Source organism: Pseudomonas sp. PvP100, assembly GCF_017833055.1.
GTDB lineage: Bacteria > Pseudomonadota > Gammaproteobacteria > Pseudomonadales > Pseudomonadaceae > Aquipseudomonas > Aquipseudomonas syringae.
The window spans coordinates 5,359,274-5,374,233 of the sequence record NZ_JAFIBO010000001.1 but is presented as its reverse complement, the minus strand read 5'-3'; the positions used below and the strand labels follow the sequence as shown (position 1 = coordinate 5,374,233).

The 14,960-nt window shown below is 59.2% G+C and carries 15 protein-coding genes; 5 read left to right on the top strand and 10 right to left on the bottom strand.

All coding sequences use genetic code 11. The features are described from left to right. Window positions 1–127: 127 nt before the first annotated feature. On the bottom strand, window positions 128–856 hold the full coding sequence (gene pgeF, locus JOE39_RS23205; protein WP_032661019.1) for a peptidoglycan editing factor PgeF: 729 nt from the start codon (window positions 854–856) through the stop codon (window positions 128–130). Continuing rightward, window positions 853–1,815 carry a 23S rRNA pseudouridine(1911/1915/1917) synthase RluD gene (gene rluD, locus JOE39_RS23200; protein WP_002551999.1) on the bottom strand — a complete coding sequence of 321 codons (963 nt, stop codon included), beginning with the start codon at window positions 1,813–1,815 and terminating at the stop codon, window positions 853–855. The genes pgeF and rluD overlap by 4 nt, the downstream gene beginning before the upstream one ends. A 149-nt stretch (window positions 1,816–1,964) precedes the next feature. On the opposite strand from rluD, the gene JOE39_RS23195 reads away from it, so the two are divergent. The 4 genes from JOE39_RS23195 to JOE39_RS23180 all read left to right on the top strand — a co-directional run bounded on the left by JOE39_RS23195 (window position 1,965) and on the right by JOE39_RS23180 (window position 6,268). Then, complete coding sequence (locus JOE39_RS23195; RefSeq protein WP_003344571.1) at window positions 1,965–2,987, top strand: outer membrane protein assembly factor BamD; 1,023 nt, start codon at window positions 1,965–1,967, stop codon at window positions 2,985–2,987. A gap of 119 nt (window positions 2,988–3,106) precedes the next feature. Beyond that, complete coding sequence (locus tag JOE39_RS23190) at window positions 3,107–3,346, top strand: PP0621 family protein (protein WP_032607804.1); 240 nt, start codon at window positions 3,107–3,109, stop codon at window positions 3,344–3,346. Continuing rightward, a complete protein-coding gene (locus JOE39_RS23185) occupies window positions 3,336–4,928 on the top strand; it encodes an ATP-binding protein (RefSeq protein WP_024664667.1) in 1,593 nt (530 codons plus the stop codon). Before JOE39_RS23190 ends, JOE39_RS23185 begins: the two co-directional genes overlap by 11 nt. A 2-nt stretch (window positions 4,929–4,930) precedes the next feature. Then, entirely contained in the window at window positions 4,931–6,268 is a 1,338-nt protein-coding gene (locus JOE39_RS23180; RefSeq protein WP_003344575.1) for a sigma-54 dependent transcriptional regulator, read from the top strand. Between the two features lie 126 nt (window positions 6,269–6,394). Here the strand turns inward: JOE39_RS23180 and thiO are convergent, their stop codons facing one another. Genes thiO through JOE39_RS23145 form a run of 7 tightly spaced genes read right to left on the bottom strand, consistent with a single transcriptional unit; the run spans window position 6,395 to window position 13,337 of the window. Then, window positions 6,395–7,498 carry a glycine oxidase ThiO gene (gene thiO, locus JOE39_RS23175; protein ID WP_024664668.1) on the bottom strand — a complete coding sequence of 368 codons (1,104 nt, stop codon included), beginning with the start codon at window positions 7,496–7,498 and terminating at the stop codon, window positions 6,395–6,397. A gap of 25 nt (window positions 7,499–7,523) precedes the next feature. Continuing rightward, on the bottom strand, window positions 7,524–7,931 hold the full coding sequence (locus JOE39_RS23170; protein ID WP_003392819.1) for a type IV pilin protein: 408 nt from the start codon (window positions 7,929–7,931) through the stop codon (window positions 7,524–7,526). An 11-nt stretch (window positions 7,932–7,942) separates the two neighbouring features. Next, window positions 7,943–11,146: a PilC/PilY family type IV pilus protein gene (locus JOE39_RS23165; protein WP_210078224.1), complete on the bottom strand. Its 3,204-nt coding sequence runs from the start codon at window positions 11,144–11,146 to the stop codon at window positions 7,943–7,945. Further along, window positions 11,133–11,633 (bottom strand): PilX N-terminal domain-containing pilus assembly protein, encoded by a 501-nt coding sequence (locus tag JOE39_RS23160; protein ID WP_003392823.1) that lies wholly within the window; start codon window positions 11,631–11,633, stop codon window positions 11,133–11,135. Before JOE39_RS23160 ends, JOE39_RS23165 begins: the two co-directional genes overlap by 14 nt. An 11-nt stretch (window positions 11,634–11,644) precedes the next feature. Beyond that, the gene (locus JOE39_RS23155) at window positions 11,645–12,352 is read right to left on the bottom strand and encodes a prepilin-type N-terminal cleavage/methylation domain-containing protein (RefSeq protein WP_003392826.1); all 708 of its coding nucleotides are present in this window, start codon (window positions 12,350–12,352) and stop codon (window positions 11,645–11,647) included. After that, window positions 12,349–12,864, bottom strand: a complete 516-nt coding sequence (pilV, locus tag JOE39_RS23150) for a type IV pilus modification protein PilV (protein ID WP_003427813.1) — start codon at window positions 12,862–12,864, stop codon at window positions 12,349–12,351. The genes JOE39_RS23155 and pilV overlap by 4 nt, the downstream gene beginning before the upstream one ends. After that, window positions 12,864–13,337 (bottom strand): GspH/FimT family pseudopilin, encoded by a 474-nt coding sequence (locus tag JOE39_RS23145; RefSeq protein ID WP_003427815.1) that lies wholly within the window; start codon window positions 13,335–13,337, stop codon window positions 12,864–12,866. Before JOE39_RS23145 ends, pilV begins: the two co-directional genes overlap by 1 nt. 131 nt (window positions 13,338–13,468) lie before the next feature. Here JOE39_RS23145 and JOE39_RS23140 point away from each other — a divergent pair, with 131 nt between their 5' ends. Continuing rightward, window positions 13,469–13,969 carry a GspH/FimT family pseudopilin gene (locus tag JOE39_RS23140; RefSeq protein ID WP_003318784.1) on the top strand — a complete coding sequence of 167 codons (501 nt, stop codon included), beginning with the start codon at window positions 13,469–13,471 and terminating at the stop codon, window positions 13,967–13,969. Window positions 13,970–13,975: 6 nt separating this feature from the next. Here the strand turns inward: JOE39_RS23140 and ispH are convergent, their stop codons facing one another. Further along, window positions 13,976–14,923: a 4-hydroxy-3-methylbut-2-enyl diphosphate reductase gene (gene ispH / locus JOE39_RS23135; protein ID WP_024664670.1), complete on the bottom strand. Its 948-nt coding sequence runs from the start codon at window positions 14,921–14,923 to the stop codon at window positions 13,976–13,978. Between the last annotated feature and the right edge of the window lie 37 nt (window positions 14,924–14,960).

The following is a 14,960-nucleotide window of genomic DNA, read 5'->3' as shown; positions in this document are numbered from 1 at the left end:
TAAAGAAAACCTGCTGAATAGCCAGTTAGATGCGGACGATTCTGCGCGTTTCAAGCGGGCCGGGGTTGATACAGATCAGATGAGCGTTCAGGCAAGCCTAGCTGGCTTGTGCAAAACAGCCCGGCAATCAGGCGTGTTCGATCCAGATCAGCGAAGCAAAGCGGCCAGTGCGCGCGGCGCGGCGGTAGGAAAAGAAGCGCGGGTCGGTGAAGGTATCCAGCCCGCCGCCGTACACGGCAGAGATACCTTGGGCTGCCAGTCGTAATCGGGCGAGTGCGTAGATGTCGGCCATGAAACGATCAGGATTCGAACTGGCGACAAACGCAGCGGCTGTCTGCGGGTGGCTGGCGGTAAAGGCCTCGCGCACCTCGGGGCCAACTTCGAACGACGGCTGACCGATAGACGGTCCTAGCCAGACTATGATGTCTTCGGGAGCACTCTGCAGACTGTTGGCCGTCGCTTCCAGCACCCCGGCCGCCAGTCCACGCCAGCCGGCGTGCGCGGCAGCCACACGCGTACCGTCACGACGACAGAACAGCGCAGGCAGGCAATCGGCGGTCATGATGGTGCAGGCCACGCCAGGCGTGCTCGTCCAGCTGGCATCGGCTTCAACAACGCGGGATGGATCGGCAGGTACGACGTCTACGCCGTGCACCTGCTTCAACCAGGCGGGCCGAGCATTGAGACTGGAGGTCAGGCGCTGGCGATTGGTCGCCACGGCCTGCGGGCTGTCATCGACGTGATCGCCCAGATTGAAGCTGTCGAATGGGGCCAGGCTGACCCCACCCGAGCGAGTGGTAACGCAGGACTTGATCTGTGCTGGCGCAGGCCAGTCAGGTATCAGCCAGTCATTCACCCGATGAACGCCTCGCGATCCTGCTTGAGCAGGGACAGCAACCAGACGAAATCGTCCGGTAACGGCGATTCCCAGCTCATGCGCTTACCGGTGGTCGGATGATCCAGCTCCAGGAAGCGGGCATGCAACGCCTGCCGCGGGAAGGTCTTGAGCGAATCGACCATGGTCAGGCTGGCCGCTGGTGGAATACGGAAACGCCCGCCATAGGCCGGGTCGCCGACCAACGGATAGTTGATATGCGCCATATGTACGCGAATCTGGTGGGTACGCCCGGTTTCCAGCTTGACCCGTACATGGGTGTGCGAACGGAAGCGCTCCAGCACCCGGTAATGACTGACCGCCTGCTTACCGCCTTCCATTACCGCCATGCGCTGGCGCTGCTGGCCGTGACGGCCGATGGGCGCGTCGATCTTGCCGCCTGCGGTCACCACGCCGATCACGATGCACTCGTAGATGCGGCTGACACTGCGACTCTGCAACTGGGTAACCAGCTGTGTCTGCGCCTGAATGGTCTTGGCGACCACCATCAGACCGGTGGTGTCCTTGTCCAGACGGTGCACGATGCCGGCACGCGGAACATTGATGATGTCCGGCACATGGTGCAGCAAGGCGTTGAGCAGCGTGCCATCGGCATGACCGGCGGCCGGATGCACCACCAGCCCGGCAGGCTTGTTGATGACGAGGATCTGGTCGTCTTCATAGATGATGTCGAGCTCGATGTCCTGAGCGACCCATTCACCCTGGGCCTCCTGCTCGGCAATCAGCTCGAGAACAGCGCCACCGTGCACGATGTCGCGAGGGCGAAGAACGCCTCCGTCCACAGTCAGGCGGCCGTCCTTGATCCAGGCGGAAAGGCGCGAGCGCGAGTGCTCAGCGAATAATTGTGCGGCGACTTGATCGAGGCGTTGACCGCCCAATTCGGACGGCACCTCTGCGCGGAGTTCTATATTTTCGGACATGACCAGACTAGGTGGCGGCTAGCCTTTGGTTTCGGCAGCGCGCTTGTGGTTAAATACGGCGTCTTTTGTCCCGCCGGTATCGCGGGGCGCTCATCATAACAGGACGGCCCCGCCCAAGACAGCAGGCCGTTATAGGGACGCAAGCCGCCATGCAAGTGAAACACCTGCTGCTGATCGCCATCCTCGCATTGACTGCGGCCTGTTCGTCGAAGGAAGTCATCGACGAAAACCTCAGCGAAGTCGAGCTGTACCAGCAGGCGCAGGCCGACCTGGGAAATAACAGCTATAACAGTGCCACTGAGAAGCTCAAGGCGCTGGAATCTCGCTATCCGTTCGGTCGCTACGCCGATCAGGCTCAGCTCGAGTTGATCTACTCGAACTACAAAAATGGTGAACCCGAAGCAGCCAAATCCGCTGCCGAGCGTTTCATCCGCCTGCATCCTCAGCACCCGAACGTCGACTACGCGTATTACATGAAGGGCCTGACCTCCTTCGACCAGGACGTGGGCCTTCTGGCGCGCTTCCTGCCGCTGGACCAGACCAAGCGTGACCCGGGTGCTGCCCGTGACTCGTTCAACGAGTTCGCCCAGCTGACCAGCCGCTTTCCGAACAGTCGCTATGCGCCTGACGCCAAGCAGCGCATGATTTACCTGCGCAACCTGCTGGCGTCCTACGAAATCCACGTAGCCGACTACTACCTGACCCGTCAGGCCTACGTCGCCGCTGCTAACCGCGGCCGCTATGTAGTGGAAAACTTCCAGGAGACGCCTTCGGTCGGCGACGGTCTGGCAGTGATGGTCGAGTCTTATCAGCGTCTGCACCTTGACGACCTGGCTGCCACCAGCCTGGAAGTGCTGAAGACCAACTACCCGAACCACCCGCAACTGGCTGACGGCAAATTCACCCCGCGTGAAGCCGAGGCCGATAACCGCTCATGGCTGTCGAAAGCGACCCTTGGCCTGATCGACGGCAGCGCACCGCTGCCACCGGGCCAGACCCGCGCCGATCAGGACATGAAGAAGCAGTACCAGGACGCCAAGGACTCCATTCCGAAAGAGCTGCTACCGGAGAATCAGGCCGAGCTGGACGAACAGGCAGCAAAAGACGCCGAAGCGAAAGGCACCAAGAGCCGTTCGTGGTTCAGCTACATGACCCTGGGTCTGTTCGACTGATCCTGAGCGCATGAAAAAAGAGGCCTTCGGGCCTCTTTTTTTGTGCATCAATTTTGCCACTGTGCGCCCGCTCGCGGCTTGGCTACACTGCGCCATCGTCAATCACTAAGCTGGTAGTCATGATTCGCTTACTTATGTGGGTCGCGTTGATCGCGGCGGTGGTCTGGTTCGTCAAGCGTCTGATCAATCCCCCCAAGCCCAAATCCCGCGCCGAGCCGCCTGAACTGGCGTCGACACCCATGGTGCGATGCGCGCAATGTGGCGTGCATCTGCCACAGGATCGTGCACTGAGCCAGGCACAGCAATGGTATTGCAGCGAGGCACACAGGCTGCAAGGCCCTGCGGCACGTGACCGCTGATTCACCGTCCCTTGTCAGCCCGCAGGCACAGCGGATTCTGCGGCTGTACCACCTTTATCGACTGACCATCGGCGTCGTACTGGTGCTGTTGATTTCCAGCAGCCTGGAAACCGAGCTGCTGCAACTGGCCAACCCGAACCTGTTCCGCTCGGGCTGCTGGCTGTATCTGGTGTTCAACATTCTGGTCGTCGTGCTGCTGGAACGCCCCAGCCGTCAGGCACAGTTTTTCGGCCTGGCGATGACTGACGCGATCATGCTCTCCGCGCTGTTCTATGCAGCGGGCGGGCCTTCAAGCGGTATCGGCAACCTGTTGATTGCCTCGGTGGCGATCAGCAACGTGTTGCTGCGCGGCCGTATCGGCTTGTTGATCGCTGCGGTTTCGGCCATCGGCATCATCTACCTGACGTTCTATATCAGCTTCGGCACACCCTCGGTCTCCAACGACTACGTGCAGGCTGGCTCGCTGGGCGCCTTATGCTTCGCCGCCGCCCTGCTGGTGCAGGCGCTGACAGCGCGCATGCAGGTCAGCGAGGTACTGGCCGAACAGCGCGCAGCGGATGTCGACAGCCTCGAAGCACTCAACGCACTCATTTTGCAGCGCATGCGTACCGGCATTCTAGTGCTGGACGCCAATCACCAGGTGCTGCTGGCCAACCAGAGTGCCTTGCACCTGCTGAGCCAGGAGCAACTGGTCGGCCAGATGATCGACACCTGCTCGCCGCAGCTGGTTGAACGCCTGCGCCAGTGGCTCGTCAATCCGATCATGGTGCCGCGCAGTATCACCACCGCCCCCGTCGGGCTGGTACTGCAACCGAGCTTTGCCACACTCAACCGTGGCGATCAGCGTCAGACGCTGGTTTTTCTCGAAGACCTGTCGCAGATCGCCCATCAGGCGCAGCAGCTCAAGCTCGCCGCACTGGGACGCCTGACCGCCGGGATTGCCCATGAGATACGCAACCCGCTGGGCGCCGTCAGTCATGCGGCTCAACTGCTTAATGAATCGGAAGAGCTCAGTGCAGCGGATCGACGCCTGGGGCAGATCATTCATGAGCAGTCGGGGCGCATTGATCGGGTCATCGAAAATGTCCTGCAGCTGTCGCGCAGACGCGAGGCGCAACCCGAACTGCTCGATCTGAAAACCTGGCTGGAACACTTTGTCGCTGAATTTCGCAGCTCCACAGCGCCCAATCAGGCGATTCATGTCGACATCAGCCTCGGCACGCTGACAACCCGCATGGATTCTGGACAGTTGACGCAGATCATGACCAACCTGGTGCAGAACGGCCTGCGCTACAGCGGCAAGAATCATCCGTCAGCGCAGGTCTGGCTGAAACTGCACAATGAACCGAGAAGCGATTTGCCTACGCTGGAAGTGCTGGACGATGGGCCGGGGGTCAGCGAGCAACACCTGAGCAAGATCTTCGAACCGTTTTTCACCACAGAAAGCAAAGGCACCGGCCTTGGTCTATATCTGTCACGTGAACTGTGCGAAAGCAATCAGGCGCATCTGGAATATGCGCCCCGCCCCACGGGTGGCAGCTGCCTGCGCATTACCTTCGCCCACCCGTTCAAGACGAGCTGAGCATGAGCCAACGGCAAAAAATCCTGATAGTCGATGATGAGCCGGATATCCGCGAACTCCTGGAGATCACGCTGGGACGCATGAAACTCGACACCCGCAGTGCACGTAACGTTGCCGAAGCCCATGACTGGCTGGCCCGCGAACCGTTCGACATGTGCCTGACCGACATGCGTCTGCCTGATGGTAATGGCCTTGAGCTGGTGCAACACATACAGCACGGCTACCCCCACGTGCCGGTGGCGATGATCACTGCACACGGCAATGTGGATACCGCGATCAACGCGCTGAAGGCCGGGGCTTTCGATTTTGTGACCAAGCCGGTCGACCTCGGCAGGCTGCGCGAGCTGGTCAATAGCGCGCTGAGCCTGCCCGGCGCACCACCCACGCGAAGCATCGACAACCGACTGCTGGGCGACTCGCTGGCAATGCGTACCTTGCGTAATCAGATCGGCAAGCTGGCCCGCAGCCAGGCGCCGATCTACATCAGCGGCGAGTCGGGCAGCGGCAAGGAGCTTGTAGCGCGTCTGATCCACGAGCAGGGCCCGCGCATCGACAAACCTTTCATCCCGGTGAATTGCGGCGCCATCCCTTCCGAACTCATGGAAAGCGAATTCTTCGGTCATCGCAAAGGCAGTTTCAGCGGTGCCCACGAAGACAAGCCCGGTCTGTTTCAAGCGGCGCACACCGGCACGCTGTTTCTCGATGAGGTCGCCGACCTGCCGCTGGCCATGCAGGTCAAACTGCTGCGCGCCATCCAGGAAAAATCCATTCGCAGCGTCGGCGGCCAGCAAGAGCAGATCGTCGACGTGCGCATTCTGTGCGCCACCCACAAGAACCTGAATGCAGAGGTCGCGGCAGGTCGGTTCCGGCAGGATCTGTATTACCGATTGAACGTGATCGAAGTACGCGTGCCCTCGTTGCGCGAGCGGCGTGAGGATATCGACCAACTGGCAGCCAGCGTGCTCAAGCGCCTTGCCGGGAACGGCGCACAACCCGTCGCGCGCCTGAACGCGCAGGCGCTGGAAACGCTGAAGAGCTACCGCTTCCCCGGTAACGTGCGCGAACTGGAAAACATGCTGGAGCGCGCTTACACGCTGTGCGAGAACGACGAAATCCACGCCAGCGACCTGCGCCTGACAGAGTCAGCCAGCCCTCAGGAGAGCGACGGCCCGAGCCTGGCCGACATCGACAACCTTGAAGACTACCTGGAAAGCGTCGAACGCCAGCTCATTCTGCAGGCTCTGGAAGAAACCCGCTGGAACCGCACCGCCGCAGCAGAAAGGCTCAGCTTGTCGTTCAGGTCACTGCGCTATCGCCTGAAGAAGCTGGGCCTGGATTGAATGCGTTGCGCGGCAAAAACCGTGCGACGCAGAGCGTCACGAAAGGCATTCCACTAGAGCGTGCGGAACGATAGGTGCGCGCGAGAACATCGTCGCGCCCCACGCTCCGCGTGACCGACAGGATGACTAGCCTGCGAGGTGCCCCGCCGGCGCGTAGGGTGCCGGATCGATGATCGGCTCGCGCTCCAACAGCAGGTCAGTAATCAACTGGCAGGACGCCGGCGCCAACACCAGGCCATTGCGGTAATGCCCGCAGTTGAGCCACAGGCCGTCAAAACCTTCCAAAGGTCCGATAAAGGGGATGCCCTCGGGCGAGCCAGGGCGAAGGCCTGCCCATTGGGCGACCGGCTCGGCATGGGCCAATGGCGGAAGCAATTCGACGGCCGATGCCTTCAAACTTTCCAATGCGGCCTGCGTGGTGGTTTTATCGAAACCTTCGTGCTCAAGAGTACTGCCGATCAGGATATGCCCGTCACGACGCGGGATAGCGTAGCGCCCTTTCGCCAGCACCATGCTCGACAGAAAGTCCGATGCACACTTGTAGAGAATCATCTGGCCCTTTACCGGCTCGACCGGCAGCTCCAGCCCCAGGGTCTTGAGCAACTCGCCGCTCCACGCACCCGCCGCCAGAATCACCTGATCACCGGTGATATCCCCGGCAGGTGTCTGCACACCCGAAATCCTGCTGCCTTCACGGGTAAAGCCGCTGACTTCACACTGCTCGCGAATCTCGACATTGGGCATTGCCAGCAAGGCCGCCTTGAGCGATTTGACCAGGCGGGGATTGCGTACGTTGGCCACATCGGCCATGTAGATCGCCCGCGAATAGCCCTCACCCAGCACCGGCACGGCATCATTCACCGCCGAGATATCCACGCGGTTCAACGAGCGTTTTTCACGGACCGCCCACTCAAGCGCAGGCTGCTCGTCATCAAGATCGAGCCAGTATAGGCCGGTCCTGTGTACTTCAGGGTCGATACCGGTCTGAGCCAACAAACGCTCGGCGAGGTGCGGGTAGAAGTCCTGCGACCAGTGCGCCAGCGCGGTGACCGCCGGGCTGTAGCGCCACGGGTAAAGCGGCGAAACAATCCCGCCGCCCGCCCAGGAAGATTCCTGGCCAACGCCCGAACGATCCAGCAGCACGACGCTGACCTGCTCGGACGCCAGATTGAAGGCGGTCAACAGACCTATGACGCCACCGCCGACAATGACTATTTTTTGCTTGGACATCTTGGTCTCGTGACAAGGAAACGGTTTAGCGGCCCCAGCAGTCTTTGACAGTGACACCGCTGGTTGCGCCAGTGTTGGTACGCGCCCCGGTGCTAGTGATCACGAAACTGCCACACTTGTCGCCAGCCATCAGCGTGCCTCCGATAGGGTCAGCTGTCAGGGTGAAGTCGGTAGCGTTAAGGGTTGGCGTTATCTTGTAGTACGTATTGCCTAAGCTCACGGTGGCCCCCATGTAAGTGGGCTGAGGGGCCGTTCGTGAATAAAACCGCTCCAGCGCCTGGGTCTGCTCGGACAGCAGACTGGCAATCGCCGAACGCTGAGTACGTTTCACGTACTCGGTGTAACTGGGATACGCGATGGCGGCCAGAATACCGACAATCGCCACGACGATCATGAGTTCGATCAACGTAAAGCCCCTGGATGTCGCTCGCATGATTCGTTTCCCTATTGGATTTGTCGCCACATGATGCGTTGGTTGCCAATCCCGCCCTTTTCCGGCAGGCCATCAGGCGGGGCGCCGGTGGAGTTATTGACGATCTTCACCTCGTTGCCGTCTCTCGTACCCGCGACAATAGCCGAGACGACCGGGATGCCGGTGTACCCCAGTCCCGCGACAAGCAGGTCTGATCTGTTGATAGCGCTATCGCCGTTGGTATCGAGTACCTGATAGTTAAGCATGCTGCCAGTCGCGGCATTGAGCTCGAATACACGACCGGTGCCGGTGCTCTCACAAGGGTCGGCGGAGTTCACGGAGGCTGTCGAGAAGATGATCCGCCCATGGCTGGTCTGCGCGGGGTAAATGATCCGCTCGCCCAGGTAGGGCGTCACGGCCGAGAGCGGCATGTACCAGCCTTTCTTGACTGACCAGTCCACATCGTTGGTTGTCGACGTGAAATAGGTGGTTCCGTTACTGACGACGCTGCCATTGACCGCCTGCGCCTGCAGGTTCGCCTCGACGGTACTGCCCGCCCCGGAGTCGGCATCCCATATCGCGTAAAAATCCTGAAGAGCAGTTGTCTGCTTGTCTGCGACTTCGATGAACTTGCCCGTTCCGAAATAAACGATCTTGCCGTTAAGTGGATGATCGAGCACAAAAGGCTGAACCGTTATCGGTTGGTTGGCGCCGCGCGGTGCCGTGAACAAAGGCGCGCCGCCAAAAGCCACTTTCCAGCTGGCGGCGGTGGCGCCACTCATGTCGAACTTCCAGAGCCGACCTTTCAGGTCGCCAGCGTAGGCAGCCTGAACCACGTTTTGAGCGTTGACACGCAATTTGACCGAAGAAAGCCCGTTATCGGTTTCGTTGTTAAGCAACGGCGTCTGGATCTCGGCAATGAACGCCCCGGTATTGGCATTCAGCACATAGAGCGACGCCCTGCCGGTAAAACTGCCGTAACCGTTCCCGACCACCACAATCCCGGTACCATCCGCCATCCGCGCAACATCCGGTTTGGAATAGGCGTATCCAAGGTTGTTGAATTTGTTGTTGGCATTGGACGTGTCAGGTGCCTTGACCTCCCATAACGCGCTGACGGTGTTACTCGTACCCTCGAATAGCTTGATGGCGAAGAACGCTTTGCCGCCCGACCCGGTACCGCCATAAGCGACGGTGCGCCACGCTGAACCGGCTGACAACTGCGTATCGAACACCGCAATCTGCCCATCCACGGTGAACTTGTGTACGCCGGATCCGTAATTGGCCGATGCAATGGTAGCCAGCGAAGTCAGCGCAGTGGATGGCATGTATGCGTATCGTCTTGAACCATCACTGGTATTGATGACGTTGAAAAAGCCGTCATTGGCATTGGCCAGAATGCTGGGGGTCATGCTGTTTGCCTTTGTGGCCAGATACGTGGTGTAGGTGGTGTCACCCGTCAGGTCAGAGGCGGTCTTCTGTGAAGGGAGTGCAATACCAAGCGAAGAGTTGACGATATCGCCCAGCAGCCGGGGGCGTGCCCGAAACTTCGCATTGGCGGTGCCCTTGGCCCAGGCAATAAGCTCTGCCCCGGTGGCATTGGTTGGCAACGTCGCATTCAGCGCAGTCTGTTGAGCAGGGCTAAAGTTGGCATACTCCAAGGGAATCTTCGTCGGAGTGGAAAGCGTGCTCCACGACTCGAATACCGGCGGCGTCGAGCCAGTGACGATAGCCGTGTCAGTCGTCCAGACAGGCGCGCTCAAGGCACCTGTTATCTGATCCAGATTGAAGGCTTTGATAGTGCCGTGCCAATCGGTAGGATCGTAAAGCGTCTGGTAGAACTGAGTACCCGTCTGAAGCGTCGATGAGTTTGCCGCGCCGCCTGCGCCAGAGCCGACCTTGGCGTAGATGTCGCTCAATGCGAGATCCAGCGCCGAGCTGAGCCCCGAACTGTCGTTGGCCTGAAAGTATTTGCCGTGCCCGTGGGTATCGTTGGCAGCATCGTTCAACATCTGGTTCGATGCGGTAAAGCCGATGGTGTAGGTACTCATGTTCTGTTTCACGAAACCTGCGGTATCCCAGCTTTTGCCAGTCAGATCGCCACCCGTCGTCACGGCATCCCGGCGCAGGTCAATGTCATAGGCGAACTTGGCAAGATCGTCCAGATACAGCGTATCTCCCTCACCATCGCCAGACAGGTTGGCACCGTCATTGGCTGCGTTCAAATCCCAGTTGGGTAGCGAGCGAGTGGTGTCCAGAACATCGTCAGGGTCGTTGGTCGGGAACGTCCGGTCATAGGTCGGCAAGCCATCGGTTATAACGACACCGTAGTTTTTCTGGCAGCGGTACTGGATCGGGCTCACATAGGTCGATCCGCTTTGATAGAACGGCGTCATTCCCCGAAAGTAGCGGGTGATCTCATAGTAAGTTTCAGCCAGCGGAGTGTTGGCTGACGGCGTCAGGTTGCTGATAGCTGTTTTGAGGTCGGTGATGTTTTGAGTAGCCTTCTGTTGAGAGACACCCGTAGGTTGATAGGTACTGATCGCTACCGGCGACAGGTCCGAAACAACCCTGGCTATCTTGCCTCCGGGCCCTAAATCAAAATTGTTTGGATCATTGAACGTGGCAAGACCGATTCTGAGCGAGGTGTTGTTGGTCACCAGATTGGTCGCCACGGTTTTCGCGACGTTCATTCGGTAATCGTTGGGGATCACGCCATTGGTGTAGTCGCGTACACCAAAGAAATTAGGAGGGACCAGATCAATGAGGTAGGACAGGTAATCAGCGGTATATCGCGTCAGCCCGTTCCCGGCCGGATCGGGCAGGTTAAGGCAATACTGAGTGTTATTGCGAAAAACCGGACGCCCGCCAAATGGACACATCAGTGACAGGGTGAAAATACTGTAGGCATTAATATCGCCCACCGACAGAGTATCGTCATCCGAAAGCGTCGTTATGAACGGGCATACAACAGTGATTACGCCACTGAGACACTGAGTCGAGTAGTAGCTGATGTTAGGACGATTGACCGAGGCATCAAACCCCGAATCCCAGATGATGTTGTACATACTGCCCGAGTTGTCGACGAGCAACATAAGGTTGGGCGGCACCGCCGGAGAGCTCAACAAGGGCACTTGCGCTGGCGTGAAGGCATAAACGGGGCTTGCCAGATAAAACGCCAACAGCGCGCCATAGAGGTATTTCAAGCCACCACGAAGCGCCTTAGCAGTTGGCATAAATACTCTCCAGCACTGTTCGTGAGGTGCCTTGAATGGCGATGGCTGTTACCCGATACATCGTTACCGAGCCCGTGCAATTTGCAGGACGTTTTATGGGCGTAGGCGTTGTACCCAGATTCTGGATGCCGAACAACGCATTGGCAGTCCCGATCCAGGTCACTCCGGAAGTGCCCAATCCCGGCCTGACTACGGTCGTTGAATCCGACGGCGGGGCGCAGGCAGCCGGTGGCGTACAGGGAACCATTGAAAACCCGGACTCCATGATCTTAGACTCGCCCAGACGCAACTGTGCCTCGGCTGCCTGAAACGACACATTACGAACCACGACACTGCCCGCCATCTTTTCCTGCAGCGTAGCGTTCTGCATGGAAGAGATACCCAGCAGCGTCAGCAGCAGCAGAAATACCAGACTGACCAGCAACACCATGCCGCGCTGTCGCGCAGGGAAAGTCTGTATCGAATTGAATCGCACGATCTTGTTCATGCCAGGCCCGTTCAAAAGCGGTTACGCAGGTAAGCAACAACGTTGTACTGCTGAGGCTTGACGATGCCGTTCTGTCCATCCTGCAGCGTCAGGCTGATACGCACACTGCGTACAGCGTCGGCGTTGGCCTTGGTAACAGCCGTGGTATAGGACATCGGATTACCCGTCATGCCGAAAGAAACACTGAAGTCCGCGACGTTCTGCAACAGCGGCTGCGGAGTGCCGTCCGTGCCATATTTTATGGTCAAGTCTGTTCCGCTGAGCGTGTAGACCAACTGCCGCAACGGAAAGGCCGTCTCCCCCGTAGCCGGCGTTCGAGCATTGGCGTAGAGCTGTGTCGTAGTCTGACAGTTTGAAACAATGGTCCAGGTGGGCGAACTGCCTGTGGTACCCACGTCGGCGGTCACCAGCGTCAGCGTCCTGCTCGGATTATCCCAGAGAATTGGAGTATCCAGTGCGATCGGCCACGGGATAGCAGGAGATACAGGCGTGTAGTTACTGAAGCTCAGGCAGCCATACATGCCGGTCATCCTGATTTCCTGCATCAGCTTGCTCAGCAGGAAACGCGCATCCTCCTGCATCCGCGCTGCGGCATTCTGGCTTTGGTAGGTGCCTCTGGCCGCCGTGAATATCTGCACGATACCTAGGCTGACCACCAGCCCCAGGACCAGCGCCACCATGATTTCGACCAGGCCGAAGCCTCTGGAAAGCTTTCTCATGGGTTGACCCCGATCCGGGAGACCAGTTGAAAGCTCCGAGGTACCGGAGTTGCCGCAGGGCTCCCTGTTGCCTGATTGCTCGCACCCGCAGCGCGGTTATCGCTCCAGCCAATGATGATGGTCACTTCCGGAGCATTACTGACAGTGATGCTGCCCGTGCCGCTCTGGCCTGCAAAGTTGATGATGTTGCTTCTGAAATCAGACAGATCCTGCGCTCTGGCATCGTTCGGGTTGGCCGCAGGTGCCGCATCCAGATTCGCCAAGGCATAAGTCGCCAGTACATTGGTCGACCCATTGGCACTGGCATTACCATCAACATTGGCGCGGATACGATCCATCATGTCGTAGGCAATGAAGCTCGCCTGGCTGGTCATCGCTGAGCTGTCGGTGTACTTGAGCGCGTTGAGCTGAATAGCCGCAGCGCCCAGCAGGCCGATGGCCAGAATCAATACCGAGACCAGCACCTCGATCAAGGTCATGCCGGTCTGGCGATATCGGGTTTCACCAGCCATCAGCAGCCTCCACCCAGGGTGATCCGACCGGTCAGACAGACCTTTATGGTCTTGATAATAGTGCCTCGGGTGTAGCTCATGGTCACCGCCGCAGCCGGGGCAATGAGCGCGCCCAGGTTGTTGAAATCAATTGCCGTGGCATTGTTATCGGCCACCAGCGTGGCACCGCTGCTCATGGCGGCTACTTTTCGCAACGCCGTGGGTGTCGCCTGAGTATCGGAAACCAGATACACCTGCAATTCGTTGGTCCACGCCGTCCCGCTGGTCGGCGCTATACGCACCGCCACTCCCCTGTTTATCGCCTCGAGTCGCGCATAGTTGAGCGCCCGCTGCAAATCGCTGAGCTCGGTATCGGCCTTGTTGCTCTGGATGGAGCTGGTGAAATTCGGGATAGCGATAGCCGCCAGGATGCCCACCAGGGACACAGTGACTAACAATTCGATCAGGCTGAATCCCTTGGCTATATGACGCATTGAGTGTCTCCTAGACGTTACGACTATAAGGCAGCAACGCCGCTGGAAAATCCATAGCGGGACGTACGGTTGTTTTGCGACGACGAACGCCCGCAGTGTGTTGAAACGGCGGTTTCCAGGGAGGAAAGCATATGAAGCATGCAGGATTCACACTGATCGAATTATTGATCGTCGTTGCACTGGTGGCCATCCTGGCTAACGTAGCAACCCCTTCTTTCAAGGAACTCATCGATTCCAGCCGCGGCCTTGCAACCGCCCGGGAGCTGGCCAGCGGCATTCGCTCGGCGAGAGCGGCCGCAATCACACGCAATCAGATCGTTACGCTTCATGCCATCGAGAACGACTGGAGCAACGGCTGGCGGATCATACTCGACGCGGATGGCAAAGGTCCCGACGAAAACGATCCGGTGCTGATAGAACGCGCCAATAGCGGCACAGCGCGAGTGGTCGATAACCGCAAGCGTGTGGAGGAGATCAGTTTCAATGGTTTGGGCACGTTGCGGCGCAGGACCGCCAGGACGTTGCACGTATGTGCCGCAGATCAGCCGGTGAGCAACTATCGAGTGATAGTCGCACCGGCCGGGCGCGTGAGGGTCGAGGACACGAAAATCGATGCAGCGCTGTGTGGCTGAATAGCCTCAGAGCAGCGACTTGACGCGCAATTCCTTGGGCATCGAGAAGGTGATGTTCTCCTCGCGGCCGGCAAGCTCATCAGCACCGGTCGCGCCCCAGGCCTGCAATTGCTGGATCACGCCACGCACCAGCACTTCGGGGGCCGAAGCGCCCGCAGTGATGCCGATACGCTCTACCCCGTCGAACCAGCCTTGTTGCATGTCTTCGGCGCCGTCGATGAGGTACGCCGGAGTCGCCATGCGCTCGGCCAGCTCACGCAAGCGATTGGAGTTGGAGCTGTTCGGGCTGCCCACCACCAACACCACATCGCACTCATCGGCCAGTTGCTTGACTGCGTCCTGACGGTTTTGCGTGGCGTAGCAGATGTCGTCCTTGCGCGGCCCGCCAATGGCCGGGAAGCGCGTGCGCAAGGCATCGATCACCCGGCTGGTGTCATCCATGGACAAGGTGGTCTGGGTGACGAAGGCCAGGGCTTCAGGGTTGCGCACCTGCAGGCTGGCAACATCCTCTTCGTCCTCGACCAGATAGATCGCACCGCCGTTGGCGGCGTCGTACTGGCCCATGGTGCCTTCGACTTCCGGGTGACCGGCGTGGCCGATCAGGATGCACTCGCGTCCATCGCGGCTGTAACGGGCGACCTCGATATGCACCTTGGTCACCAGCGGACAGGTAGCATCGAACACTTTCAGACCACGGCCTGCCGCCTCGGTACGCACAGCCTGGGAAACACCGTGGGCGCTGAAGATAACGATGACGTCATCCGGCACCTGATCCAGCTCTTCAACGAAGATCGCACCGCGAGAGCGCAGGTCTTCGACGACAAATTTGTTGTGAACGACTTCATGGCGCACATAAATCGGCGGACCAAACACTTCCAGAGCGCGATTGACGATTTCGATCGCGCGGTCCACTCCGGCACAAAAGCCGCGGGGGTTGGCGAGTTTGATTTGCATGCGGTGCCTCATGATTGGTACGGGGTAGCCCGGCCTG